This is a genomic window from Kitasatospora griseola (assembly GCF_014648555.1).
Classification (GTDB): Bacteria; Actinomycetota; Actinomycetes; order Streptomycetales; family Streptomycetaceae; genus Kitasatospora; species Kitasatospora griseola.
In genome coordinates, this window is record NZ_BMRI01000004.1 from 220,259 (window position 1) to 243,936 (window position 23,678).

The following is a 23,678-nucleotide window of genomic DNA, read 5'->3' on the forward strand; positions in this document are numbered from 1 at the left end:
TGCACGTCGACGGCATCTTCTTCGACACCAGCAGCCGCAACTGCGGTGTCAACAACGTCGAGCGGGACTTCTACCTCGACCTGCGCCAGCAGGTCCAGGGGATCATCCACTCCATCGACCCGGCGGCACAGGAACTGGTGGTGAACAACCCCGGCACCGCCGTCCAGGACTGCTTCCTGGAGCCCGGCAAGCGCACCGCCGACACCTTCGTCACCTTCGAAGGCACCTACGACGCCTACACCAACAGCTACCTCGGTGGAAACGTCTTCAACCTGACCGTCGGCTACTACCCCGGCGCCGGGTTCGACCCCGACGGCACCTCCTACTGGCACCTGATCCACGCCGTCCCCAACGCCACCGCCATGAAGACCGCCCTCAGCACCGCGTTCACCCGCGGCGCCGGGTACGCGTACGCCACCGACGACGTCCTCGACAACCCGTGGGACGCCACCCCCGCCTGGGGCTTCGGCGCGGAGACCTCCTACGCCGCCACCCTCGGCTGACCTGCCGTCCGGCCCGCCCCTGCGTCCTCGGAGGGGCGGGCCCGGCCGCGACGCGATGTCATGGACCCATGACCTCCCCCTCGCTCGACGAGCTCACCGACGAACTGCTCCGCCTCGCTCCCGCACTCGACCGCGAACAGGCCGCCGCCGTCCTCCGCAAGGCCTACCGGGCCGGCCTCGACCACGGCCGACAGGAGCACGCCGAAGGGCTCGAACACGGCGGCTGGTGACCCCGCCCGCACATCCCGCCCTTCCCGTACGGGAGACTGGACCCCGGACAGCCAGCAACGAGGAGAGCGGATGGCCCCGCCACGCACCCGCCGCCCGGCCCGCCCGCGGGAAGAGGTGTACGCGGCCGCCCGCGCCGCCATCGCCGAACACGGCCTCGCCCGCCTCACCATGGCCGGCCTCGGCCAACAGCTCGGCATGAGCGCCGGACACCTCCTCTACTACTTCGGCAGCAAGGACCAGCTCCTGCTGGAGACCCTCCGCTGGAGCGAGACCCAGCTCGGCGAACGCCGCACCCGCGAACTCGCCCGCCACGACCTGCCCGTGCTCGAACGGCTCGACCGCTACATCGACCTCTACCTCCCCGAGGGCCCCGGTGACCCCCGGTGGATCCTGTGGATCGAGGTGTGGAGCCGCTCCCCCGAGACCGCGGACCTCCGCCAGGGCCAACTCGACATCGAAACCCCCTGGCAGAACGACCTCACCGCGCTCATCACCGAGGGCCGCACCACCGGCGTCCTCACCCCCACCGCCCCCGCCGCCGACCGCGCCACCCAGCTCCGCGCCCTGCTCGACGGCCTCGCCGTCCCGCTCGCCATCGGCCTCCCCGCCACCACCCGCGACCGGGCCACCGCCCAAGCCACCGCCGCGGCCCACGCCCTCCTCGGCGTCCCGCCGAGGTAGCCGGCGCCTGCGGCGCGGCCCTTCGGCAGGCCACCGCTTCGTCCCGTGGGCGTCAGTCCGTCCAGACCGCCGCCGCGGTGCGGTCGTCGGCGTAGCCCTTGGCGCGGACCTGGATCTGGCGGAGGAAGTCGACGGTGCCCGGGGGGTGGGGGTGGGCCCAGTGGCTGGAGAGGAAGTGGGCGACGGCGGGTTCTTCGGCGATCGGGTCGGCGAGGCCGGGGGTGCACAGGAGCAGGATGTCGCCGGCGGTGGCGGGGACGAGGCGGAAGCGGAAGGGGCGCAGGGCGGGACGGGCGGCCGGGGGCAGCGGCGGCTGGCCGTCCGGGTGGTGGAGCAGGCGGGCCGCGTAGGCGTCGATCCAGTGGCCCGAGCGCAGGAGGTAGAGCCCGCCGGGGCCGGTGCCGAACGCGGCCCGGTGGGTGGCCGCCGGGTCGGTGGACATCAGCAGGCAGTGCAGCGAGGCGGTCTCCTCGGGCGGCAGCGCCTCCTGCGGAGGGACGTCCTCCGTGCTCCCGGTCTCGCCGTGCAGCCGGGCCGCCGCCTGGAGGGCGATCCGCTGGAGGCCGTACCGCAGCCGGTCGCGGGCGCCGGCCCGCAGGTCGGCGGCGAGTTCGGCGCGGCTGCGCCCGATCGCTGCCGCCAGTTGCCGGGCCGCGTCCGTCGCCGCGGCGGAGCCCCAGCCGGCGGCGGCCTGTCGGGCGGGGCCCGCGAGGACGGCCAGCACCAGACCGTCCTCGGCGTCCCCGAACCGGACGGTGAGCAGCGCGTCGCGTCGCGGTTCGCCCCGGTAGCGGGCGGAGTCCCCGCGGATCGACACGGCCCGCAGGGTGGTCGTCGCGAACCGGGCGCCGTCGACGGCCGTGTCCGGCACGATCGCGCCCAGGGCGTCCGGGTCGCTGACCGGCAGCGCGGTCGGCTCGGCGGCGTACGTCGGCGGCCGCTCCCCGACGTGCGGCACGGTCGGCGTCTCCGGTTCCCGCCACGGCGCACCGCGCTCCGACGGCGGCGCCGACGGGACCTCGGGCTCCGGCGCCGCCTCCGCCCGCGGCGGCTCTGCTCGCGGCGCCTCCGCCCTCGGCGGCTTCGCCAGGACGGGCGGTTCGACGACCGGCGGTTGGACGACCGGCGGCTCGACCGAATGCGGCTGCTCGTCGGGCGCGTCCTCGGTGGGCCGGAGTTCGGGCCAGGCGGCCTCGGCCCAGCTGCGCTGCGGCGGTACCGCGTGCGCCGTGTCCGTGTCCGTGTCGGTATCGGTGCCGGTCGGGGGCGGGGTCGGGGTGTCCTCGGCGGGCCGGTACTGGGGGTCGAAGAGGCCGGCGGCGGCGGTGAACCAGTCGTCCACGGAGGTGGTGTCGGCGACGGCGTCGGGAGTGTCGGGGAGGGTGCCGGCGGGGCCCGTGTAGACGGTGTGCCACCAGGCGTCGTCGGATCGGGTCGGCCCGGGTGCGCCCTGCTCGTTCAACTGACGGCTCCTGATCGATCCGTGGGAATGCCGGACGTGACGTCATTCTTCCGAAGCACAACGGCGCTGTCCGGGAATCGGAACATCGCACCGACGCACGGGGGAGGTTCCGGCCACCGGCGGTCCGCTGACGGGCTCGAATGAGCCACGGCAATGGCTCTGGGACGGAAATTCGAAGCCCAAGGGGGGCATCGCTTCACCCGATCGGCTGATTAATATGTGCGCATGACCGCGCCAGGACTTCGCACTCGCCCCGGAGGAGGGACCGCGTACGCGGTGCTCCGCCCGGTGGCGATGCTGTGGGCGGTCCTGCTGGCCGCGCTGCTGGCGCTGCTGCCGTGCACGGCGAACGCCCGATCCGCGGGCTCCCCGCCGGCCGGGGCCGTCACGTCCGTGCGGGCGGTGTCGACCGTCGTCCCGGCCGCGATCGCCGTCCCGGACCGGGCCGGCACTCCCGCCGGCCACCAGCACGCGCTGGCGCCGGAGAGCTCCGGCGTGCTCATCCTCTGCACTGCGGACGGCCCGAACCGGCTGCCCGGTCACGGCTGTTCCAGTCACTCCTTCTGCGGCCCGGAGTCGCAGCTCCCGAACGCGCCCCCTCAGCCCGGCGCGGTCGTCCTGCCGCAGTTGGTGGCCCCACCCGCGTCGCCCGCCGTCCCGGCGGCCGACGTCCGACCGGCGCCGCACCATGCGCCCGACCTGCACGCACTCCAGGTTCACCGGTCCTGAGCGGAACCCACCGCCGACCCGTTCCCCGGCTCCCGGGCGGTCGGCGGCTCCGCTGCCCCAACCTCACCGCAGACCGCCGTGCGCCGCACGGCGGGGACAAGGACATCATTCATGGGTTCCGCCTCCAAGCAGTCGTCCCAGCCGACCGGCAAGCAGCCCAAGCCGGGCAGCAAGTCCGCCCAGCAGGCCGACCGCCGGGCCCGGATCGCCGAGCTGCGCGCCGCCGAGCAGCGCCGTGAGCGCCGCAACAAGTTCCTCACCATCGGCATCTCCGCCGCCCTGGTGCTCGCCATGATCGGCGGCGGCTCCTGGCTGGCGCTGGACGCCAAGCACAAGAAGGACGCGGATGCCGCGGCCGCGAAGGCGCCGATCGACGGCGTCAAGACCTGGGACAAGCTGTCCCGCAACCACGTCCAGACCGAGGTCAAGTACGACCAGGCCCCGCCGGTCGGCGGCGACCACAACCCGGTCTGGGCGACCTGCATGGGCACCGTGTACGACCAGCCGGTGAAGAACGAGAACGCGGTGCACTCGCTGGAGCACGGCGCGGTCTGGGTCACCTACAACAGCAAGGCCGGCGCGGACGACATCAAGGCGCTGAGCGAGAAGGTCAAGGCCACCCCGTACAGCCTGATGAGCCCGTACCCGGACGAGCAGGGCACCATCACGCTGAGCGCCTGGGGCACCCAGCTGATCGTCGACTCCGCGCAGGACCCGCGGATCGAGAAGTTCTTCACCAAGTACGTGCAGGGCCCGCAGACCCAGGAGCCGGGCGCCTCCTGCAGCTCGGGCGCGATGTGACCGGCGACCAGGAGTCGACGGCGGAGCAGGCCCGGTCCGGCGGCCGGAGCCGCCGGAAGCTGTGGTGGCCGGCCGCGCTGGCGGCGTTGGTCGCGCTCGGCCTCGGGGTGCCCGCGCTGGTCTCCAGCGGCACCCCGGCGTCCGGGAGTTCCTCGTCCGCGCCGAGCACCGACTCGGCGGAGGCCGGGTTCGCCCGCGACATGGCCACCCACCACCAGCAGGCGATCGACATGTCGTTCATCGTCCGCGACCGCACCCAGGACCAGGCGGTCCGCACCCTGGCGTTCGACATCATCAACACGCAGGCGAACCAGCGCGGCATGCTGATGGGCTTCCTCGACCAGTGGGGCCTCACTCAGGCCAGCGCGGCCAAGCCGATGGCCTGGATGGGGCACACGTACGAGGCGCACGACGGTTCGCTGATGCCCGGGATGGCGACCAACGCCGACCTGGACCGGCTCCGCACGCTCAGCGGCCGGGACGCCGAGGTGTTCTACCTGCAGCTGATGCTCGCCCACCACCGGGGCGGGATGGACATGGCCCAGGCGTACGTGGACGCGGCGAAGAACGACGTCGAGAAGCGGCTCGCGCAGACCATGGTCAACGGGCAGCAGGCGGAGATCGACCTGATCAGCAGCATGCTCACGGAACGCGGCGCGAAGCCGACGCCCTGACCCTCCGAGCACCAGGGGCGCCGTCCGGGACCACCCGGGCGGCGCCCCTGCTGTCGTACCGGCGGCGCTTCGGCGGGCGGAGAGCCGGACCGCCGACACCGCCCGGCGGCGCTTCTTCGCACGGACAGCCGGACCGCCGACACCGCCCGGCGGTTTCCTCAGCGGGCGGACAGCCGGGCCGCCAGCACCGCGACCGCAGCGAGCAGCAGCAGGACCGCCCGGCCGCCGGACGCCGCCCCGGCGAGGTGGACGGCGAGCACCGGCAGGGCGGTGCCGAGCGCGGTGCCCAGGCTGCGCACCATGTTGACCAGGCCGCCGCCGACGGCCGAGCTCTGCGCGGGTATCGCCCGCATCACCAGGGCGTTGTTGGCGGGCAGCAGCAGCCCGAGCCCGTAGCCGGCCGCCAGCAGCGGCCCCACCGCAGCGCCGGCGCCGGGCGCGGGCAGCACGGCGAGCACCAGCAGTCCGGCCGCGGCGAGCAGCGCGCCGGCCCGGCAGCGCACCGCGTCGCTCCAGCCGCGCGGCAGCAGCCCGCCGCCGACCGTGGCGGCCAGCGCGAACGCCGCGGGCAGCGCGGTGATCACCACGCCGGCGGTGGCGGCGGGCACGCCGCGGCCGGCCAGCACCACCGGCTCCAGCACCAGCGGGCAGAACAGCAGCAGGTAGCCGATCAGCGCCACCACCAGCCCGGCCCGGATGCCGGGGGTGTTCACCAGTCCGGGCGGGACGATCGGCCGGTCCGCGCGCCGCTCCTGCCGGACCAGCCCGGCCGCGGCGAGGACCGCGAGCACCGCCAGCGCGGCCACCGCCCACCCGGGCAGCGGCAGCCCGGACGCGGCGGACAGCGCCAGCAGCAGCGCGGTGGACGCGCCGGCCAGCAGCAGCAGTCCGGTCAGGTCGAAGCGTCCGCCGGCGTCCTTCGAACGGGCCGAACGGGCCGGGCGGGCCGGACGGCCGTCGGGGAAGGTGCGCGGCAGCAGGAACCAGCCCGCCAGGATGCCGAGCACGCCGATCGGGACGTTGACCCAGAACGCCCAGCGCCAGGAGGCGTGGGTGACCAGCAGGCCGCCGAGGGTCGGGCCGAGGGCGAGGCCGAGGGCCTGGGCGGCGGCCTGGATGCCGAGCGCGGTGCGCATCGCCCGTTCGGGTACACCCCGGGCGACCAGCGCCACGCTGTTGGCCTGCATCATCGCGCCGCCGACCGCCTGCACCGCGCGGCAGGCGACCAGCACGGTCAGGCTGCCGGCCAGTCCGGCGCCGAGCGAGGCGGCCGCGAACACCGCGAAGCCGCCCAGGTACATGGTCTTGCGGCCGACCAGGTCGGACAGCCGCCCGACCGGGGCGAGCAGGGCGACCAGCACCAGCAGGTACGACAGCGACACCCACTCGACGGCGGCGAAGCCCGCGTCGAACCGCTGCTCCAGCGCGGGGAACACCAGCGAGGTGACGCTCGCGGTCAGCTGGCCGAGGAACGCGCCCAGGCAGACCGTGCCGACGGCCAGCCAGTGCGCGTGCGGCCAGCGCGCGACGGCGCGAGGGCGCGGGCGTTCGGCGCGCTGCAGGGCGTCCTGCAGGGTGTCGAGCAGCCGTGGGGCGAGGGCGGGTTCGGCCATGGTCCGAATATATCGGCCGCAGACATAATCGCTCAAGGACTCTTTCCGGAGCCGAGTCATCTGGTTGCGGCCGACAACCGTTCCCGCTGGTCACCGAACGGACGGCGGACAGCACCGACACCACCTGGCGCTACGCTGTCCGCCATGTCCTCGCAGCCCCAGCCCGCGCCCGGCCCCCTCGCACCGGACACCGACGCACTCGCCGGGGCCCAGCAGCTCACCGACGTGATCACCCGGCTGCGCCGTGCGCTGCGCAGCTCGATCCGGTCCGAGTTCCCCTGGGAGGCCCTGCCGATGGCCCAGGTCGAGCTCCTCCAGACCCTCGCCGTCGCCCCCATGCGGGTCGGCGAACTCGCCGCCCGGCAACGGCTGGCGCCCAACACCGTCAGCGGCCTGATCTCCAAGCTCCTCGACGCCGGGCTGGTCGACCGCCAACCCGACCCGGGCGACCGCCGCACCGCCCGGATCGCCCTCACCGAGGCCGGCCACCAACAGCTCCGCGACTGGCAGAGCGCCCACGAACGCCGCCTCGCCACCGCTCTCGCCGGCCTCACCCCCGCCGACCGCGAAGCCGTCATGCACGCCCTCCCCGGCCTCGACCACCTCGCCCACGCCCTGGCGGGCACCGACCCGGCCCGCTGAGACGCCGACCCACCGAGCGTCGACCAACCCGCCGGGACGCCGGCCCGCCGGGACCCCGGCGGGCGTCGGCCGGTCCCGTCGACACGTCGGCGGCCCGCCCCATGGCGACGTCCGATTCCCGCCAGTCGTGGCCCTGACGATGGCGCAGACTGGATGGCGTGATCGACGACGAGAACAGGTACCGAGCCGTGCACAGCCGGGACGCCCGCTTCGACGGGGTGTTCTTCACGGCCGTCCGCACCACCGGCATCTACTGCCGTCCGAGCTGCCCGGCCACCACCCCCAAGCGCAGCAACTGCTCGTTCTTCCCGACCGCGGCCGCCGCCCAGGGCGCGGGCTACCGGGCCTGCCGGCGCTGCCGGCCCGACTCGGTGCCGGGCTCGCCCGAGTGGAACCACCGTGCCGACCTGGTCGGCCGGGCCGTCCGGCTGATCGGCGACGGCGTGGTGGACCGCGAGGGCGTCGCGGGCCTGGCCGACCGGCTCGGCTACAGCGCCCGCCAGCTCCAGCGCCAGCTGATCGCCGAACTCGGCGCCGGCCCGCTCGCACTGGCCCGCGCGCAGCGCGCCCAGACCGCCCGGCTGCTCCTGCAGACCACCGAACTCCCGGTCACCGAAGTGGCGTTCGCGGCGGGCTTCGCCTCGGTGCGGCAGTTCAACGACACCATCCGCGAGGTCTACGACCGCACCCCCAGCACGCTGCGCACCGAGCACGGCGGCCACCGCCGCTCCCCCGTCGCGGCCGGCTCGCTCGCCCTGCGGCTCGCCTACCGGGGCGCCGTCGACACCGATCACCTGCTGGACTTCCTCGCGCTGCGAGCCGTCCCGGGCGTCGAGGAGGTCGTCCCCGGCCCGTACCCCGGCACCCGCACCTACCGGCGCACCCTGACCCTGCCGTACGGGCACGGCATCGCCGAGGTCGACGGGCTCGCCCCCGACGACCCGCGGACCCGCGGCTGGCTGGACTGCCGGCTCACCCTCAGCGACCTGCGCGACCTCACCACAGCCGTGCACCGGCTGCGCGCCCTGTTCGACCTGGACGCCGACCCGGACGCGGTCGACGGCCGGCTCGCCACCGATCCGCTGCTCGCCCCGCTAGCCGCCGCCCGGCCCGGACTGCGCTCCCCCGGCCACGTCGACCCGCACGAGCTCGCCGTCCGCGCCGTCCTCGGTCAGCAGATCACCGTCGCCGCGGCCCGCACCCTGGCCGGCCGGCTCGCCGAGGCGTACGGCACTCCGCTGCCCGCAGCCGACGGCGGCCTGCGCCTGCTGTTCCCGACCGCCGCCGCCCTCGCGGCCGCCGATCCCGAGCACCTGAAGATGCCGCAGTCCCGCCGCCGCGCGCTGCTCGGCATGTGCGCCGCCCTCGCCGACGGCACCGTCCGGCTCGATCCGGGCGTGGACCGCGAGCAAGCCGCCGCCGACCTGCTCGCCCTGCCGGGCATCGGCCCGTGGACGGTCGGCTACCTGCGGATGCGTGCCCTCGCCGACCCGGACGTCTTCCTGCCCACCGACATCGGCGTCCGCGACGGCCTGCGCTCCCTCGGCGAGAGCGGCGACCCGCGCAGCGCCGCCGAGCGCTCCGCCGCCTGGGCGCCGTGGCGCTCCTACGCCCTGCACCACCTGTGGTCGGCCGCCGGGGCCCACCACGCCAACCGCGCCGCCAAGGCCCGGACCACCCGCGACACCCGCAAGGAACCGGCATGACCACTGTGTTCACCACCATGGACAGCCCGCTCGGCACCCTGCTGCTCAGCGGCACCCTCGACGAGGAACACGGCTTCGCCCTGGCCGCCGTCACCGCCCCGGGCCAGAAGGGCGCGCTCGCCGAGCCCGCCGCCGACTGGCAGCCCGACGCGGAGGCGCTCGCCCCCGCCGTCGAACAGCTCACCGCGTACTTCGCCGGCGAGCGCACCACCTTCGACCTGCCGCTCGCCCCCGTCGGCACCGAGTTCCGCCAACGGATCTGGGACGCCCTCGACGACATCCCCTACGGCACCACCACCACCTACGGCCAACTCACCGACGCCGCAGGCCAGTCCCCCCGCGCCGTCCGCGCCGTCGGCGGCGCCGTCGGAGCCAACCCCCTCCTCATCATCCGCCCCTGCCACCGCGTCATGGGCGCCAACGGCAACCTCACCGGCTTCGCCGCCGGCATTGACGCCAAGCGCTGGCTCCTCGCCCACGAGAGCAGCGAGGAGTCGGGGCAGCTGTTCTGACTGTGCATCAGCCCGTCGGCAGCTCCTCGATCCGACGGGCGAGCCGGGCGGTGTCGGGGGCGGCGACACTGCGGTAGAGCTCGTACGAGGCGGTGAACCGCTCCCTGGCGATGCCCGTCTCACCCTGCGCCAGGGCGAGTTCACCGAGCCACTCGATGCTGCGGGCCTGCCAGTGGGGTGCGCCCGCCGCGACGAACCCTGCCCGGGCGATCTCCAGTTCTTCCCCGGCCTGCCCGTACCGCCCGGCCATCAGGTACGCCCGGCCCCGGATCGCCTGCGCCCGGAACACCTCGTACTGGTCGCCGACGGCCGTGAAGTCCTCGATGGCTGTGGACAGTTGCCGCACCGCCTCGGCCTCGTCCGCGGCATCCGTCGCGACCTCGCCGAGCGCAACCCGGAGCAGACCCACACCCCGCCGGTAGCCGATCGCCTCCCACAGCACCAGTGCCTGCTCGAACCGGGCACGCGCGGAATCGAGCTCGCCGAGATCGCGGTGCGCGTGCCCGAGCCCGATCAGGGCCTGCCCCTTGCCCTTCCGGTCGCCGATTTCCTCGGCCACCAGGAGCGCCTGCGCGAACCAGTCGGCGGACTCCTGGATCCGGCCGGCGTTGCGCCGCCCCTGCCCGAGGGAGGTCAGCATCCGCTGCTCGACGATCCGGTCCTCGACCTTGCGGGCGGCAGCCAGTCCCAGGGTGTTGGACTCCAGTTGCATCGCATGCGGCCGAAGGCGGACGAACATCGGCTGCATCGCGTCCGCCAACTGCCAGGTCAGCGCGTACCGGCGATTGCGGGTCGCGTCCCTGAGCACCGCCATGAGCTGGTCTCGCTCCCGGTCGAACCAGCCGAGCGCCTCCGTCTCCTCGGTGAACTCCGGTACGTGCAGAGGAGGTTGATGGTAGTCCCGGGCCATTCGACGGTGGCTGGGCATGATCAGCGCCTCGGCCACGGTGGCCACCGCCAGATAGTGCTCGCCGACGCGGCGCACGGCGGCCTCGCACTGCTCGGGCGGGTCCTCGGTCTGCCCGAGCCCCCAGGCGTGCAGCCGGACCAGGTCGTGGAACCTGTAGCGGCCGTCGCCCCGTTCCTCCAGCAGGTGCGTCCCGGCGAGCAGGTCGAGCGTGGCGTCGGCGTCGGCGCGGGAGAGTTCCGCGGCGGCACCGGCCGTCTCCGGCGTGAACTCCGTCACCGGGAGCTGCCCGAGCATGCGGTACAGCCGGCCTGCCGCCCGGTCCAGCACCCCGTACGAGGCGTCCAGCGCGCCGCGCACCGCACTCTCGCCGTCCAACCGCAACGCCGCCAGCCGATCGGCCTCCCGGCGCAACGCCTCGGCGGTCGCCGCGAGCGGCTGGCGGGGGCGCGAGGCCATCCGGGCACCGGCCACGCAGATCGCCAGCGGCAGTCCGGCGCAGCGGCTCACCACCTGTTCGACGGCGGACAGTTCGGCGGCGACCCGCTCCGCGCCGATCCTCCGGGTCAACAGCTCGGTGGCGGCGGCCCGGTCGATCAGGCCGACCGGGAAGAGTTCGGCGCCGTCCATGGACAGCCCGTCCAGCCGGGTGCGGCTGGTCACCACCGTGACGGAGCGCTCGGCGCCGGGCAGCAGTGCGCGGACCTGGGCCGCGGTGGCGGCGCTGTCCAGCAGGACGCCGATCCGTCGGCTCGCCGCGGCGGACCGCCAGAGCGCGGCCGCCTCGTGCAGTTCGGCGGGCACCCGGGCGAGGCCCAGCGCGCGGAGGAACGCGCCCAGCACCTCGACCGGATCGGTCGGGCCCCCGGGGGCATGACTGCGCAGGTCGGCGTAGAACAGCCCGTCCGGGAACTCCTCCGCCCGACTGCGCAGCCAGCTGCCCGCGAGCGCGCTCTTGCCCACGCCGGCCGGGCCGGCGAGTACCAGGCATCGGCCGCCCGGCGGCGGGGGCGCATCCAACTCCCGGTCGAGCGCGGCGAGTTCCACCTCGCGCCCGAGGAGGTGCGCAGGGGCGGGTGGAAGCTGTTGCGGTACTGGAAGCAGCGCCGGAGCGTGCGAATGGACGTGCACGCCCCCATGGATGTCGCCCGCCTGGAGCGCGACGCCCTCGATCCGGGCCTGGCCGGTGACGGAATTGCGGTGGCCTTCCACGTGCTCGTTCCTCCACTGGATCGATCGGTACGGCTGCGTCCGGGGTGGTACGACAACGCCTGGTGCGACTCCCTCGGCAGTCGGGCGACCGACCCGCCGCCGAAGGACGGCAGCAGCCACCGCCTCCCGCGGCTTCGCCGGCCTGCCCGGGTCCCGGGCAGTTTCGACGCAGGTGGCGAACGTCGGGGCGGACCGTTCGGCGATCGACACCCGCCCTCCGGGCGGGGCGGAGCTTCTACCAGAAGACTGCGACAACGGCCGGAACAATAGGGAAAAACTGGCGAGGGGAAACTCAGAGGTGCTATAGCAGCATGCCCCCACCCGTGCCATGCTCACCTCCTGCGCGTCCGAAGAACCGGCGACAGGAGGCACCCGGGTGTATCTGCACTTGTTGGGAGCAATCGAACTCACGGCCTGCGGAAGGGCGTTGCCGATCAGTTCGTGGAAGGTCCGAACCCTGCTGGCCGCCCTGGCCGTGGATCTGGAACGTCCGGTCTCGCCCGCCGTCCTCGCCGAACGCCTCTGGGACGGCGAACCCCCGCCCAGCGCCGCCGGCACCCTCCAGGTCTACGTCTCCCGGCTCCGGGCAGCACTGCGCGACGCCGCCGTACTCGACACCGAGTCCGGCGAACGCCCCGTCGAGATCGTCTCCCGCCCCGGCACCTACGCCCTCCGCGCCGAACCCGAACAGATCGACTGGCACGCCTACCACCGCCTCGCCCGCCAGGCCCGCGCCCTGGTCGAGGAGGGCGAGGACCGCGAAGCCCTCGACCTCCTCGACCAGGCCGACGACATCTGGCAGGGCGAACCCCTGGCCGGCCTGCCCGGCGAATGGGCCCAGCAGACCCGCAAATCCATGCAGGACCGCTGGCTCGCCGCCCAGTTGACCCGCTCCGAAATCGAACTCCGCCTCGGCCGGTACGCCGACCTCGTTCCCACCCTGGCGGAACTCGCCGCCAAATACCCGTGGAACGAACGCGTCGCCGCTCACCTGATGACCGCCCTCTACGGCAGCGGCCGTATCGCCGAGGCCCTCGCCACCTATCGGCGCATCCGCAACCAGCTCGGCCGTGACCTCGGGACCAGGCCCGGTGAGCGCCTCAACACCCTCAACCACCACATGATCAACGGGGCTGGCGTCGCCGCTCTCGTCCCCCACCCGGCCGTCGCACCGGCGGCTCCCGCCCGCACAACGCCCCCGCGCCCGGCCCCTCGCCAGGGCCCCGCGCAGCGCATCGCAGGTCTGCTGGACGTCCCCGACCTGGTCGGCCGGGAGAACGAGTTGGCGCTCCTGACCGCCGCCGCCCGGGGCGAGTGGCCGGCCCGAACCAATGGCCGAGGCGCCGAGCCGGGCCGACCGGTGGTCGCCATCAGCGGTCTGCCCGGGAGCGGAAAGACCGCGCTCGCCACCGCTGCGGCCGACCGCCTGCAGGGCCACTTCCCGGACGGCGTCCACATTCTGCGGCTCGGCACCTATTCGGGAGCGCAGCACGACCCGAGCCCCGAGGCCGCGGCCACCGCGTTGCTGCGACTGTTCGGCGTTCCGGCCCGTCGAGTTCCCGTGGAGCGCGAGGAACTTCTCGGCCAGTGTCATGAGTTGCTCACCGAGCGGCAAGCTCTGGTGATCCTCGACGACGCCGCGGGGCCCGGCCAGATCGGGCCATTGCTCCCGTCCAGACCCAACGCCTTCGTCCTGGTGACCAGCCGTCACCGGATGGCCGCCCTCCCGGCCGTCGTCGCCGTTCCGCTCGATGCCCTGTCTCCGGCTGCGTCCGCCGAGATGTTCGTCCGCCTGACCGACCCGGATCGGACGGCCGACGCCGACCGGCTCGCCGAAGTCGCCCACCTGTGCGCACACCACCCCTTGGCCCTCCAGCTGGCCGCCGGTCGCTTCCGCTTCCGCTCGTCCTGGACACTCGCCCACCTCGCGGACCGACTCGCCAGAAACGGCCTCCTGGACGAGTTCGGCGACGGCCCCGACAGCCTCTGCGGCGCACTCGCCATGTCGTACCACGACCTCTCGGCCGAACATCAGGTCGCGTTCCGTCGACTGAGCCTGCACCCCGGTCCGGACTTCGGCCTGCTCACCGCCGCAGCACTGATCGGCTGCCCGGTCGACCGCGCGGAGCGGCTGATCGAGGACCTGCTGTCCGCGAGCCTGCTGTCCGAACACTCCGCCGAGAGGTTCAGCTACCACGCGCTGGTGCGCTCCTACGCGAGCGCCCGAGCGCGGCAGGAGGATTCCGACCAGGACCGCCGCGAGTCGTTACGACGGTGCGTCAATTATCTGTGCTCGACCGCAGATTGGGCCGATCGGAAGATCAGTCCGAGCCGCCATCGAATCGAACTGACGGCCCTCCGCGACACAAACGCTGCGGACTCTTCGACGATCGGCGTCCAACCGACGGACACGGTGGAGCCCAATCGCTGGGTGGCCGTCGAGATCGCTACCTTGCTCGACCTTCAAAAGCACCTGCGAGTCACGGAAGACCGCGAATCGGCCGCAGTCCTCGCACATGTGGCCAGAGAGCACGTGGAATCACGGGGGCTGTGGCGCGAGGCCATAGAAATGCACCGCGCGGCCGCCGAGCACTGGTGTGAAGCCGGGGCAGATCTCCCCGAGCTGCATGCGCAACTCGCACTGGCTGCCGCCGAGTTGCAGGTGGCCCACTACCCTGCGGCCGAGCAGGCAGCGGAACGCGCCCTGGCCCTGGCCCGGACCGTCGGAGACCTCCGCGGCGCCGCCGAGGCCTTGACGCGACAGGGTCAGCTGCACTCGAACCAGGACGATCTCCGGGGCGCGCTGCGATGGCAGCGTGAAGCGCTCGACATCCTTCGCGAGATCGGCGACGCCGGCGCAGTGGCTCGGGCAGTCGGCAACCTCGGCATCGTACAGAGCCGACTGGGAGACACGTCGGGCGCAATCGACAGCCTGTCCGAGGCGCTGTCGTTCGCCCGCAGTGCAGGCGAATCCGCGCTGGCATTGCGCATCATCAATAATACTGGCGGACTCTATCTGGAGATCGGTGACAATGTCGCCGCTCGGCAGGCTTTCGAGCATGTAGTGAGATCCGGCGAGGGACTGATCAGAGAATTGGACCTTGCGACCGCGCAGACGAATCTCGCCCAACTCATGCGGCTCCCCCAGGAGGCCGACAAAGCCCTTTCCCTGATCGATTCCGCAATTCACACCTTCCGGCAGGCCGGGGCACTTCAGCACCAAGCCGGTGCAATGAATGTCCTGGGGCAGATCACGCTTGCTTCCGGGAATCTGGAATCAGCCTTCGACCTGTACTCGGAGGCGCATCGGATCGCCCACTCCGTCGGGGCGCCGCGAGAGAAGGTGGATGCCCTGAGTGGTCTGGACCAGGTCGAACGGCTGCTCCCAAGCCTTCGCCAGCAAACCCGCACAGCAGGAAGCAGACGCTTCGAGCGAACCGGAGACGGGGATCGGCCGGACGACGGAACCACAGCTGTGGAAACGCTCGCGCACTACCGAGAGCTGCTCGACACAAAGGCCCAGCCGAAGCCCGGAAGTCCCTGACATCTTTCGTTCGACAATGACCGAATGCCGCCGGATCTGATCACGTCAAATTTCCATCCCACCGCTACACAGTTGAGCGGCATGGACCTCATCAAAGTTGAATGCATCAGACTTTGATCATAGGTACGACTCCGGGTAGTGTCATGCCATCCGACGTCACCTGGACGTTGCCTACGGAAAGCATTGAGAACAAGAACGTGCACGAAACTTCTGCTAGCCGCACCACGCCCGCCTCGCTCCCTAACCACGACACCGCCTCGGCGCTCCACGGATCCATACCGCGAGGCGGCAGCGCCCCCGGCGGGCCGGGCCACTGGCTGGACATCTGGCTCTGACACCTGCGGTGCGGCCAAGGCTCAGCTTTGAGCCCTTGGTACCACTCACCCGCGCCCCGGGTCTGTCCCGGGGCGCGGGGCTCGGGCGTCAGGGCCGGTGCGAGGTGCGGGCCGCCTTGGTGCGGGACTTGTGGTGGCGGGCGCGTTCGGCGCGGAGGCGGGCGTCGGTGCGGGAGGCGATGAAGGCGTTCTCGCGCTGGAGCTTGAGGTAGGACTCCCAGCGGCGCTCGGGGAGGGTGCCGTCGGCGAGGGCCTTGCGGACGGCGCAGGCGGGTTCGGTGCGGTGGGAGCAGTCGTCATAACGGCAGCCTGCGGCGAGAGCGTCTATGTCGGCGAAGGCGAGGTCGATGCCCTCGCCGCCGAAGAGGCCGACGCCGCGGAGGCCGGGGGTGTCGATGACGGCGCCGCCGCCGGGGAGTGGGACGAGCTCCCGGGTGGTGGTGGTGTGGCGGCCCTTCTCGTCGACGCTGCGGACCTGTTGGACCGTCATGGTGTCGGTGCCCGCGAGGGCGTTGGTGAGGGTGGACTTGCCGGCGCCGGACTGGCCGATCAGGGCGCAGGAGCCGGTGGTGAGGGCGCGCAGGGCGTCCATGCCCGCTCCGGTCTCGGCGCTGACCGTCAACACGGTGACCCCGGGGGCGACCGCCTCCACGTCCGCCCGGACGAATTCGCCGTCGTGCACCAAATCGGACTTGGTGAGGACGATCAGCGGGTCGGCCCCGGATTCCCAGGCGAGGGCGAGCAGGCGCTCGATCCGGCCCAGGTCGGGTTCCGCGGCGAGTGAGACGGCGATCAGGACGGTGTCGATGTTGGCGGCCAGCACCTGACCTTCGGAGCGCTTGTGGGCGCCTTTGCGGATGATCGCGGTGGTGCGGGACAGCACGGCGGTGAGGGCGGGCAGTGGTCGGGCGGCCGGGTCGACGGCCACCCAGTCGCCCGTGCACGGGTTGTGGACGGTGTCGGCGCCGGTGACCGGCCGGGTGTCGGCGCGCAGTGTGGTCGGCTCGCCGGTCTCGGGATCGACGAGCAGCACGTCGCAGCGGCCCCGGTCGATGCGGGTGATCCGCCCGGCGAGCAGGCCTGCCTCGGCGAGCGGGTGGAAGTCGGCGGCCCGGTCCTCGTCCCAGCCGAGGCCGGAGAGCGGGTGGGCAGCGGAAGTGGCGGAAAGCACGGGGTGAACCCTTCGGGGAACACACGGCCCCGGCCGGACGACGGCAGTGTCAGCGTATGGGCGACACCGATTCGAGGTCGGCCGCGGACCTGGGGGTACAGGACTCGGTGGTCTTCTGAACGCGGGGAACAACACCTGCAAGAACAGGCCTCACGGTCCTCACCTCCTCTGCTGCGACGCGCCTCGCGCACCCCACTCCGGGGCGCCTCGATCGGCCTACGCCACGTTAGTACCCACCCGCCCCGGCCGCCACCGAATTTCCGCCAGCCTTCGACGGACGCCGGAACGCCCCACCGGCGGACGCCAACACACCCCAACCGCACAGAAGTTGACGCAAGGGTTCCGCAAGGATCCGCAAGGGTTCTCCAGCCGTCCCGCCACCGCCCGCGGACATTCCTTCCTCGCGGCGGTGCACGGGGCACCGCCGTCCGGTGGGAGGCCGGGAAGGACAAAGGGGGGATGCCTCGTGTCGTGGGCGACTCTGCCCGACTGCAAGCGAGTGCTGGCAGTGGTGCACACCGAGGTGTACGGCCGGCGGCTGCGCGAACTCTGCGAGCTGCTGGGATCGGATCTGCGGGTGCAGGTGGTCTTCACCGTCGCACCGCACGCGTTCAACGACGGGGTGGCCGCGTTCCTGATGGGGCTCGGCGGCACGGTGGTGCCATGGGAGCAGGCCGTGCGGACCGAGTTCGACCTGGTGCTGGCGGCCGGTTCGCGCGGCATCGAGCAGTTGCGCGGCCCGCTGGTACGGCTGCCGCACGGAGCCGGGCACCTGCAGTTGACCCGCACGCTGCCACCGGTGGGTTCGGTCAGCGGCGCCCGGGACCAGAGCGGCGCCGGCACCGAGGCAGCGCCGCAGGAGCGGCAGGTGGCCGGCCTGGGCCGGGACTACCTGCTGTGGGAGGGCCGGCCGAACGCGGCGGCGTACGCGCTGGCGCACCGGGACGACCTGACGGAGTTGGAGCGGACCTGTCCGGAGGTGCTGCCGGTGGCGGAGGTGGTCGGCGACGGCGACCACGACCGGATCACGGCGGCGCTGCCGCGGCGGGCCGAGTACCGGGCGGCGCTCGGGCTGGCGGAGGGGGAGCAGTTGGTGCTGCTCTGCTCGACCTGGGGACCGAACTCGGTGTTCGGCCGGTTGGACGCGCTGCTGCCGCGGCTGGTCCGCGAACTGCCGGACGGCAAGTTCCGCACCGCGCTGGTGCTGCACCCGAACGTGTCGGCGGGGCACGGCCGTTGGCAGGTCCGCCGGTGGGTGGACGGGGTGTCCGGCGGGTCGGTGTCGCTGGTGACGCAGGAGGTGGACTGGCGTCCGATGCTGGTCGCGGCGGACTACGTGATCGGCGACCACGGCTCGGTGACGCTGTACGCGACCCTCACCGGGGCCCGGATCCTGCTCGCCCGGTTCCCGCACCAGGACGTCAATCCGCGCTCACCGGGCATGCAACTGGCGCTGACCGCGCCGGCGTTGGACCCGGCCCGCCCGTTGGCCGGCCAGCTCGCGTACGCGGACCGGGTGTACCGGCCGGAGGCGTACGCGGAGATCGGCGCCCGGATCTCCTCGGAGCCGGGCGAGTTCCTGCCGCGGATCCGCCGCCTGCTCTACCGGCTGCTGAACCTGGGCGAGCCGGCCTACCCGGCCGCCGAGCCGCCGTTGCCGTTGCCCACCCCGCTGACCGGAGGCACCCGTTGGCAGTGACCGTGACGGTACAAGTGCCCGGCCCGCCCGGCGCCGCGCCCCGGTACGACCGGCACGTGGCGGCCGGGGTCGACGAGCCGGCCCGGGTCCGGCACCTGGCGGACGTGCTGCACGGCGGGTCCCCGGAGACGGCGGAGGAGGTGTGGCGGCGTCACCCGGGCTGCGCGGTGCTCGCGGTGCCGGGCGAGGACGGGTCGGTGCACGTCCGGTTCCGCGGCGGCGCCCTGACCGTCCACTGGGAGGAGCCCGCCGTCCACGGGGAGCACAGAGCGCCCGACGCTGCGGCACTGGCCGGTTCGCTGGTGCACGCACTGCTCGCCACGGGCGGTGCGATTCGCCGGTGAGATGAACGAGAGCCCCGCTCCGGACACGATCCGGGGCGGGGCTCCACGGCCGGCGAGGCTACTTGCGGCCGCGCCGAACCTTGGCGAGGCGGCGGCGGACGTCGTCGTGCGGGAGGAAGCCGGCCCAGCGTTCGGGGTACTCGCTCGGTACCGGCTCGTCGTCGTCCTCGTCGAAGAGGTCCTCGTCGTGGCCTTCGGCGAGGCCGAACTGGCGGGTGCGTTCGGCGCGTTCGGCGGCTCGGCGGGCGGCGGCCTCGCGGCCGCGCTGGACGGCGGCGTCCTCGGTGAGGCGTTCGACCTCGGCGCGGGCGTCGGCGGTCTCGACGGCGGGCCAGCGGCGGTCTATGGCGGCGTTCATCGCGGCGCCGATCAGGACGGCGAGCGCCACCACGAAGATCCACAGCAGCACGGCGACGGGTGCGGCGAGCGAGCCGTACACCGAGTGGCCCTCGACGGAGGAGACCAGGTAGACGCGCAGGGCGACGCTGCACACCACCAGGACCAGCAGGGCGACGAGGGCGCCGGGGATGTCCTCGCGCCAGGGCGTGCTGACCGGCACGGCCACGTGGTAGAGGGTGGTGAGGAAGACCACCAGCAGCAGGATCGCGGCGGGCCAGTAGAGGGAGTTGATCACTCCGGCCCAGGCCTGGAAGGTGTTGATCAGCAGTCCGGGCCCGACCACCAGCAGCGGCAGCACCAGCGAGCCGATCACCAGCGCGCCGAGGTAGAGGCCGAGCGACATCAGCCGGGTCTTGACCAGGCCGCGTTTGCCGTCGAGGCCGTACATCACGGTGATGGTGTCGATGAAGATGTACAGCGCCCGGGAGCCGGACCAGAGCGAGAGCAGGAAGCCGATCGAGATCAGGTCGGGCCGGGCGTTGTCGAAAACGCTGGTGAGCAGTGGTTGGACGATCTGGTCGATGGAGCTCGGTGAGAGCACCGTCCCAGCTGCTGAGACGATGTCCGCCTCCAGCCGCACGATGGTGCCGGCGCCGAGGATGTCGTCGAGGTAGCCGAGGGTGCCGGCCAGGCAGAGCAGCAGCGGCGGGATGGAGAGCAGGGTGAAGAAGGCCGCCTCGGCCGCGAGGCCGGTGACCCGGTACTCGACGCAGGTGTTGGTGGTGTCCTTCACCAGTGCCCACAGGGTGCGGTACCAGGTGGTTCGCTTGGCGGCGCGGCGGCGTCCGCCGCGGTGGCGGGAGGGCCGGTCGCCGGTCGCCCCGGTCCCCCCGGGTGGATGCGGAGTACTGCCTGCTGCTTGCACGCCCCTACGGTATCGGCCCGTACTCGTGGGCCGGTGCGCCACCGCCGGGAACTGACGGGCCGCACGGTGCGGAGCGGCACCACTCTCCCTGCCGTCCCAGCATGCGAAACGTCAGAGTCCGGGATTCGGACGATAGTGGACCGCGAGTCGCTCGCCGTGCGAATCTCTTGCCATGTCTAGCGCCGGAACCACCCTAGTTGGCCGACTCCACGTCGACCTCCTTCGCGTGTCCAGCGCCATCTGTCCAGTGACCTGAGCCCCACTCGCACGCCGCCTCCGCATCGGCGCCCTGCTCGCCCATCCCCGCCGTCGCGGATGCGCGCTCCACCCTCCCCGGCCCAGCGTCACCCCACCCACCGCCTGTTGATATCCGCAGGTGGGAGCGGTGCGCGCCCGGGATCAGCAGTCTTCCCGCTCCTGCCACGCCGCTCAAAGGACTGACATCATGGCCCGCACTCCCGAGCCGGACGAGCCCCAGGCCGGCGCCGCCGACGCGGCCCGCCCCGCCGCCCGTAAGGTGACCCGTCACCGCGGCGAGGGCCAGTGGGCGATGGGGCACTACACCCCGTTGAACTCGAACGAGCAGTTCAAGAAGGACGACGACGGTCTCAATGTACGGACACGTATTGAGACGATCTACTCCAAGTCGGGCTTCCAGTCGATCGATCCGGCGGACCTCCGCGGCCGGATGCGGTGGTGGGGTCTGTACACCCAGCGCCGCCAGGGCATCGACGGCGGCCGCACCGCGATCCTGGAGCCGCACGAGCTCGAGGACGAGTACTTCATGCTCCGGGTGCGCATCGACGGCGGCCAGCTGACGGTCGCTCAACTGCGCGCCATCGGCGAGGCGTCGGAGCAGTACGCCCGCGGCACCGCCGATGTGACGGACCGCCAGAACGTCCAGTTCCACTGGGTGCGGATCGAGGACGTCCCGGCGATCTGGGAGAAGCTGGAGTCCGTCGGCCTGTCCACCACCGAGGCCTGCGGCGACTGCCCGCGCGTGGTGATCGGCTCGCCGGTGGCGGGCATCGCCGCCGACGAGATCATCGACGGCAGCTGGGCGATCGACGAGATCAACCGCAAGTACATCGGCAACCCCGAGTACTCCAACCTGCCGCGCAAGTTCAAGACCGCGATCTCCGGCTCCCCGCTGCTGGACGTGGTCCACGAGATCAACGACATCGCGTTCGTCGGCGTGGTCCACCCCGAGCACGGCCCGGGCTTCGACCTGTGGGTCGGCGGCGGCCTGTCCACCAACCCGAAGCTGGGCGTCCGGCTCGGCGCCTGGGTGCCGCTGGCCGACGTCCCGGACGTCTGGGCCGGCGTGATCGGCATCTTCCGCGACTACGGCTACCGCCGCCTGCGCAACCGGGCCCGCTTGAAGTTCCTGGTCGCCGACTGGGGACCGGCCAAGTTCCGGCAGGTCCTCCAGGACGAGTACCTGAAGCGTGAACTGACCGACGGCCCGGGCCCGGAGCAGCCGGCCGGCCGCTGGCGCGACCACGTGGGCGTCCACCCGCAGAACGACGGCCGGTTCTACGTCGGCTTCGCGCCGAAGGTCGGCCGGTTGAACGGCAAGCTGATCCAGCAGGTCGCCGACCTGGCCGCCGAGCACGGCTCGGGCCGGGTGGCCACCACCGTCGAGCAGAAGCTGATCGTGCTGGACGTCGAGCAGGACCGGATCGACTCGCTGGTGGCCGGCCTGGAGGCGCTCGACCTGCGGGTCAACCCGTCCACCTTCCGGCGCGGCACGCTGGCCTGCACCGGCATCGAGTACTGCAAGCTCGCGATCGTCGACACCAAGGACCGCGGCCGCACCCTGATCGAGGAACTGGAGCGCCGCCTGCCGGAGTTCGACGAGCCGCTGAGCATCAACATCAACGGCTGCCCGAACGCCTGCGCCCGCATCCAGACCGCCGACATCGGTCTCAAGGGCCAGCTGGTCACCGACGAGAACGGGCAGCAGGTCGAGGGCTTCCAGGTCCACCTGGGCGGCTCGCTGGGCTTCGAGAACGCCGCGTTCGGCCGCAAGATCCGCGGTCTGAAGGTCACCAGCGCCGAACTGCCCGACTACGTCGAGCGCCTGCTGACCCGCTACCAGGCGGACCGGCAGGACGACGAGCGGTTCGCGCAGTGGGCGCTGCGGGCCACCGAGGAGCAGCTGTCGTGAGCGAGCGCGCTGCACCGTTCTACTGCCCGTACTGCGGGGACGAGGACCTGCGCCCGTCCGAGAGCGGCCACGGCTCCTGGGAGTGCCGGGCCTGCCGTCGGGGCTTCCAGCTGAAGTTCCTCGGGCTGTTGGCGACTTCCGACGGGGGGACCGGGCATGGCGACCACGACTGACTACGAGGCGCTCGCGCTCAAGGCCGGCCGGGAGCTGGAGGAGGCGTCCGCGCAGGAGGTCCTGCAGTGGGCGGCCGACACCTTCGGCAAGCGGTTCTGCGTCACCTCCTCGATGGAGGACGCGGTGGTCGCCCACCTGGCGTCGACCGTGCTGCCCGGCGTGGACGTGGTGTTCCTGGACACCGGCTACCACTTCGCGGAGACCATCGGCACCCGGGACGCGGTCGCCGCGACCATGCCGGTCAACATGATCACGCTGACCCCGAAGCTCACCGTGGCCGAGCAGGACGCCCAGTACGGGCCGCAGTTGCACGACCGCGACCCGGACCTGTGCTGCGCGCTGCGCAAGGTCGAGCCGCTGAACCGGGGCCTGGCCGGCTACGACGCCTGGGCCACGGGGCTGCGCCGCGACGAGTCGCCGTCCCGGGCGAACACCCCGGTGGTGGCCTGGGACGCCAAGCGCCGCAAGGTGAAGCTCTCCCCGATCGCCCGCTGGACGCAGGACGACGTCGATGCGTACGCGCAGACCAACGGGGTACTGATGAACCCATTGCTCTGGGAGGGCTACACCTCGATCGGCTGCTCGCCGCTGTCCTGCACGGCCAAGCCCGGCGAGGGCGAGCAGGGCCGGGCCGGCCGCTGGGCGGGCTCGGGCAAGACCGAGTGCGGCATCCATCTCTGAGCAACGCCACCGACCTACCGTCACCGACCGTCAGGAGTTACCACCGTGACCACCGTGACCACCGCCGACACGCAGGCAGCGGGCCGCGAGCGCGGCGCCACCGTGTGGCTGACCGGCCTGCCCAGCGCCGGCAAGACCACGCTGGCGTTCGCGCTGGCCGAGCGGCTGCGCGCCGAGGGCCACCGGGTCGAGGTGCTGGACGGTGACGAGATCCGCGAGTTCCTCTCCAAGGGCCTCGGGTTCTCCCGTGAGGACCGGCACACCAACGTCGCCCGGATCGGCTTCGTCGCCGAGAAGCTCGCCGCCAACGGCGTCAAGGTGCTCGCGCCGGTGATCGCCCCGTTCGCTGACTCCCGCGCCGCGGTGCGCGAGCGGCACGCCGCCAACGGCACCGAGTTCCTGGAGATCCACGTCGCCACCCCGGTCGAGCTCTGTTCGGAGCGGGACGTGAAGGGCCTGTACGCCAAGCAGGCGGCCGGCGAGATCTCCGGTCTGACCGGCGTCGACGACCCGTACGAGGCGCCGGAGAAGCCGGAGTTGCGCCTGCAGACGCAGGGTCGGGCGGTGGCCGAGTCCGCCGCCGAGCTGCACGCCTTCCTGATCGAGAGGGGCCTCGCGTGACC

22 protein-coding genes are annotated in these 23,678 nt (G+C 72.7%); 17 read left to right on the forward strand and 5 right to left on the reverse strand.

Annotation, left to right across the window (positions count from 1 at the left end; genetic code table 11):
* The 3 genes from IEZ12_RS37895 to IEZ12_RS07080 form a co-directional block, all read left to right on the forward strand.
* Positions 1 to 503, forward strand: a 503-nt coding sequence (locus IEZ12_RS37895) for a spherulation-specific family 4 protein (RefSeq protein ID WP_229847310.1), incomplete at its 5' end; no start/stop codon positions are given.
* Positions 504 to 571: 68 nt separating this feature from the next.
* Complete coding sequence (locus IEZ12_RS07075; protein ID WP_161801079.1) at positions 572 to 733, forward strand: hypothetical protein; 162 nt, start codon at positions 572 to 574, stop codon at positions 731 to 733.
* A 70-nt stretch (positions 734 to 803) separates the two neighbouring features.
* On the forward strand, positions 804 to 1,415 hold the full coding sequence (locus IEZ12_RS07080) for a TetR/AcrR family transcriptional regulator (protein WP_189271275.1): 612 nt from the start codon (positions 804 to 806) through the stop codon (positions 1,413 to 1,415).
* 52 nt (positions 1,416 to 1,467) lie between these two features.
* Here IEZ12_RS07080 and IEZ12_RS07085 read toward each other — a convergent pair whose 3' ends face one another.
* The gene (locus tag IEZ12_RS07085) at positions 1,468 to 2,877 is read right to left on the reverse strand and encodes a protein phosphatase 2C domain-containing protein (protein WP_189271276.1); all 1,410 of its coding nucleotides are present in this window, start codon (positions 2,875 to 2,877) and stop codon (positions 1,468 to 1,470) included.
* Between the two features lie 225 nt (positions 2,878 to 3,102).
* On the opposite strand from IEZ12_RS07085, the gene IEZ12_RS07090 reads away from it, so the two are divergent.
* The 3 genes from IEZ12_RS07090 (at position 3,103) to IEZ12_RS07100 (ending at position 5,081) form a co-directional block, all read left to right on the forward strand.
* Positions 3,103 to 3,606 carry a hypothetical protein gene (locus tag IEZ12_RS07090; protein ID WP_152645135.1) on the forward strand — a complete coding sequence of 168 codons (504 nt, stop codon included), beginning with the start codon at positions 3,103 to 3,105 and terminating at the stop codon, positions 3,604 to 3,606.
* Positions 3,607 to 3,717: 111 nt separating this feature from the next.
* Positions 3,718 to 4,407 carry a thioredoxin-like domain-containing protein gene (locus tag IEZ12_RS07095; RefSeq protein ID WP_100586912.1) on the forward strand — a complete coding sequence of 230 codons (690 nt, stop codon included), beginning with the start codon at positions 3,718 to 3,720 and terminating at the stop codon, positions 4,405 to 4,407.
* Positions 4,404 to 5,081, forward strand: coding sequence for a DUF305 domain-containing protein (locus IEZ12_RS07100; RefSeq protein ID WP_229847311.1), 678 nt, complete (start codon positions 4,404 to 4,406; stop codon positions 5,079 to 5,081). Before IEZ12_RS07095 ends, IEZ12_RS07100 begins: the two co-directional genes overlap by 4 nt.
* Before the next feature lie 158 nt (positions 5,082 to 5,239).
* Here the strand turns inward: IEZ12_RS07100 and IEZ12_RS07105 are convergent, their stop codons facing one another.
* A complete protein-coding gene (locus tag IEZ12_RS07105; protein WP_189271277.1) occupies positions 5,240 to 6,694 on the reverse strand; it encodes an MFS transporter in 1,455 nt (484 codons plus the stop codon).
* A 144-nt stretch (positions 6,695 to 6,838) separates the two neighbouring features.
* Between IEZ12_RS07105 and IEZ12_RS07110 the strand changes: the two genes are divergently transcribed.
* From IEZ12_RS07110 to IEZ12_RS07120, 3 genes are all read left to right on the forward strand, one after another.
* Positions 6,839 to 7,336, forward strand: a complete 498-nt coding sequence (locus IEZ12_RS07110; protein WP_043913291.1) for a MarR family winged helix-turn-helix transcriptional regulator — start codon at positions 6,839 to 6,841, stop codon at positions 7,334 to 7,336.
* 158 nt (positions 7,337 to 7,494) lie between these two features.
* On the forward strand, positions 7,495 to 9,042 hold the full coding sequence (locus tag IEZ12_RS07115; RefSeq protein WP_229847312.1) for a DNA-3-methyladenine glycosylase 2 family protein: 1,548 nt from the start codon (positions 7,495 to 7,497) through the stop codon (positions 9,040 to 9,042).
* The gene (locus tag IEZ12_RS07120) at positions 9,039 to 9,554 is read left to right on the forward strand and encodes a methylated-DNA--[protein]-cysteine S-methyltransferase (RefSeq protein WP_189271278.1); all 516 of its coding nucleotides are present in this window, start codon (positions 9,039 to 9,041) and stop codon (positions 9,552 to 9,554) included. The genes IEZ12_RS07115 and IEZ12_RS07120 overlap by 4 nt, the downstream gene beginning before the upstream one ends.
* A gap of 7 nt (positions 9,555 to 9,561) precedes the next feature.
* Here the strand turns inward: IEZ12_RS07120 and IEZ12_RS07125 are convergent, their stop codons facing one another.
* A complete protein-coding gene (locus IEZ12_RS07125; RefSeq protein WP_189271279.1) occupies positions 9,562 to 11,673 on the reverse strand; it encodes a tetratricopeptide repeat protein in 2,112 nt (703 codons plus the stop codon).
* A 376-nt stretch (positions 11,674 to 12,049) separates the two neighbouring features.
* On the opposite strand from IEZ12_RS07125, the gene IEZ12_RS07130 reads away from it, so the two are divergent.
* The gene (locus IEZ12_RS07130; protein ID WP_189271280.1) at positions 12,050 to 15,217 is read left to right on the forward strand and encodes an AfsR/SARP family transcriptional regulator; all 3,168 of its coding nucleotides are present in this window, start codon (positions 12,050 to 12,052) and stop codon (positions 15,215 to 15,217) included.
* Between the two features lie 423 nt (positions 15,218 to 15,640).
* Here the strand turns inward: IEZ12_RS07130 and rsgA are convergent, their stop codons facing one another.
* Positions 15,641 to 16,723, reverse strand: coding sequence for a ribosome small subunit-dependent GTPase A (gene rsgA, locus IEZ12_RS07135; RefSeq protein ID WP_189271281.1), 1,083 nt, complete (start codon positions 16,721 to 16,723; stop codon positions 15,641 to 15,643).
* Between the two features lie 466 nt (positions 16,724 to 17,189).
* On the opposite strand from rsgA, the gene IEZ12_RS07140 reads away from it, so the two are divergent.
* Together IEZ12_RS07140 and IEZ12_RS07145 are read left to right on the forward strand one after the other, a co-directional pair.
* Entirely contained in the window at positions 17,190 to 18,422 is a 1,233-nt protein-coding gene (locus IEZ12_RS07140; RefSeq protein WP_189271282.1) for a hypothetical protein, read from the forward strand.
* On the forward strand, positions 18,413 to 18,766 hold the full coding sequence (locus tag IEZ12_RS07145; RefSeq protein ID WP_189271283.1) for a hypothetical protein: 354 nt from the start codon (positions 18,413 to 18,415) through the stop codon (positions 18,764 to 18,766). The genes IEZ12_RS07140 and IEZ12_RS07145 overlap by 10 nt, the downstream gene beginning before the upstream one ends.
* Before the next feature lie 58 nt (positions 18,767 to 18,824).
* Here the strand turns inward: IEZ12_RS07145 and IEZ12_RS07150 are convergent, their stop codons facing one another.
* Positions 18,825 to 20,030, reverse strand: a complete 1,206-nt coding sequence (locus IEZ12_RS07150) for a YihY/virulence factor BrkB family protein (RefSeq protein ID WP_052509522.1) — start codon at positions 20,028 to 20,030, stop codon at positions 18,825 to 18,827.
* A gap of 172 nt (positions 20,031 to 20,202) precedes the next feature.
* Between IEZ12_RS07150 and IEZ12_RS40510 the strand changes: the two genes are divergently transcribed.
* The 5 genes from IEZ12_RS40510 (at position 20,203) to cysC (ending at position 23,676) form a co-directional block, all read left to right on the forward strand.
* Positions 20,203 to 20,286: a putative leader peptide gene (locus tag IEZ12_RS40510; protein ID WP_318264789.1), complete on the forward strand. Its 84-nt coding sequence runs from the start codon at positions 20,203 to 20,205 to the stop codon at positions 20,284 to 20,286.
* 189 nt (positions 20,287 to 20,475) lie between these two features.
* Positions 20,476 to 22,200, forward strand: a complete 1,725-nt coding sequence (locus tag IEZ12_RS07155; protein ID WP_189271284.1) for a nitrite/sulfite reductase — start codon at positions 20,476 to 20,478, stop codon at positions 22,198 to 22,200.
* Complete coding sequence (locus IEZ12_RS07160) at positions 22,197 to 22,373, forward strand: hypothetical protein (protein ID WP_189271285.1); 177 nt, start codon at positions 22,197 to 22,199, stop codon at positions 22,371 to 22,373. The genes IEZ12_RS07155 and IEZ12_RS07160 overlap by 4 nt, the downstream gene beginning before the upstream one ends.
* Entirely contained in the window at positions 22,357 to 23,055 is a 699-nt protein-coding gene (locus IEZ12_RS07165; RefSeq protein WP_189271286.1) for a phosphoadenylyl-sulfate reductase, read from the forward strand. Before IEZ12_RS07160 ends, IEZ12_RS07165 begins: the two co-directional genes overlap by 17 nt.
* A 54-nt stretch (positions 23,056 to 23,109) precedes the next feature.
* Positions 23,110 to 23,676 (forward strand): adenylyl-sulfate kinase, encoded by a 567-nt coding sequence (gene cysC / locus IEZ12_RS07170; protein ID WP_189271391.1) that lies wholly within the window; start codon positions 23,110 to 23,112, stop codon positions 23,674 to 23,676.
* The last annotated feature ends 2 nt before the right edge of the window (positions 23,677 to 23,678 follow it).

Excerpts from the sequence above, each read along its gene's own strand:
- IEZ12_RS07075 (WP_161801079.1), top strand. The coding sequence starts at position 572 with ATGACCTCCCCCTCGCTCGACGAGCTCACCGACGAACTGCTCCGCCTC.
- IEZ12_RS07080 (WP_189271275.1), top strand. The coding sequence starts at position 804 with ATGGCCCCGCCACGCACCCGCCGCCCGGCCCGCCCGCGGGAAGAGGTG.
- IEZ12_RS07090 (WP_152645135.1), top strand. The coding sequence starts at position 3,103 with ATGACCGCGCCAGGACTTCGCACTCGCCCCGGAGGAGGGACCGCGTAC.
- IEZ12_RS07095 (WP_100586912.1), top strand. The coding sequence starts at position 3,718 with ATGGGTTCCGCCTCCAAGCAGTCGTCCCAGCCGACCGGCAAGCAGCCC.
- IEZ12_RS07105 (WP_189271277.1), bottom strand. The coding sequence starts at position 6,694 with ATGGCCGAACCCGCCCTCGCCCCACGGCTGCTCGACACCCTGCAGGAC.
- IEZ12_RS07110 (WP_043913291.1), top strand. The coding sequence starts at position 6,839 with ATGTCCTCGCAGCCCCAGCCCGCGCCCGGCCCCCTCGCACCGGACACC.
- IEZ12_RS07120 (WP_189271278.1), top strand. The coding sequence starts at position 9,039 with ATGACCACTGTGTTCACCACCATGGACAGCCCGCTCGGCACCCTGCTG.
- IEZ12_RS40510 (WP_318264789.1), top strand. The coding sequence starts at position 20,203 with ATGTCTAGCGCCGGAACCACCCTAGTTGGCCGACTCCACGTCGACCTC.
- IEZ12_RS07155 (WP_189271284.1), top strand. The coding sequence starts at position 20,476 with ATGGCCCGCACTCCCGAGCCGGACGAGCCCCAGGCCGGCGCCGCCGAC.
- IEZ12_RS07165 (WP_189271286.1), top strand. The coding sequence starts at position 22,357 with ATGGCGACCACGACTGACTACGAGGCGCTCGCGCTCAAGGCCGGCCGG.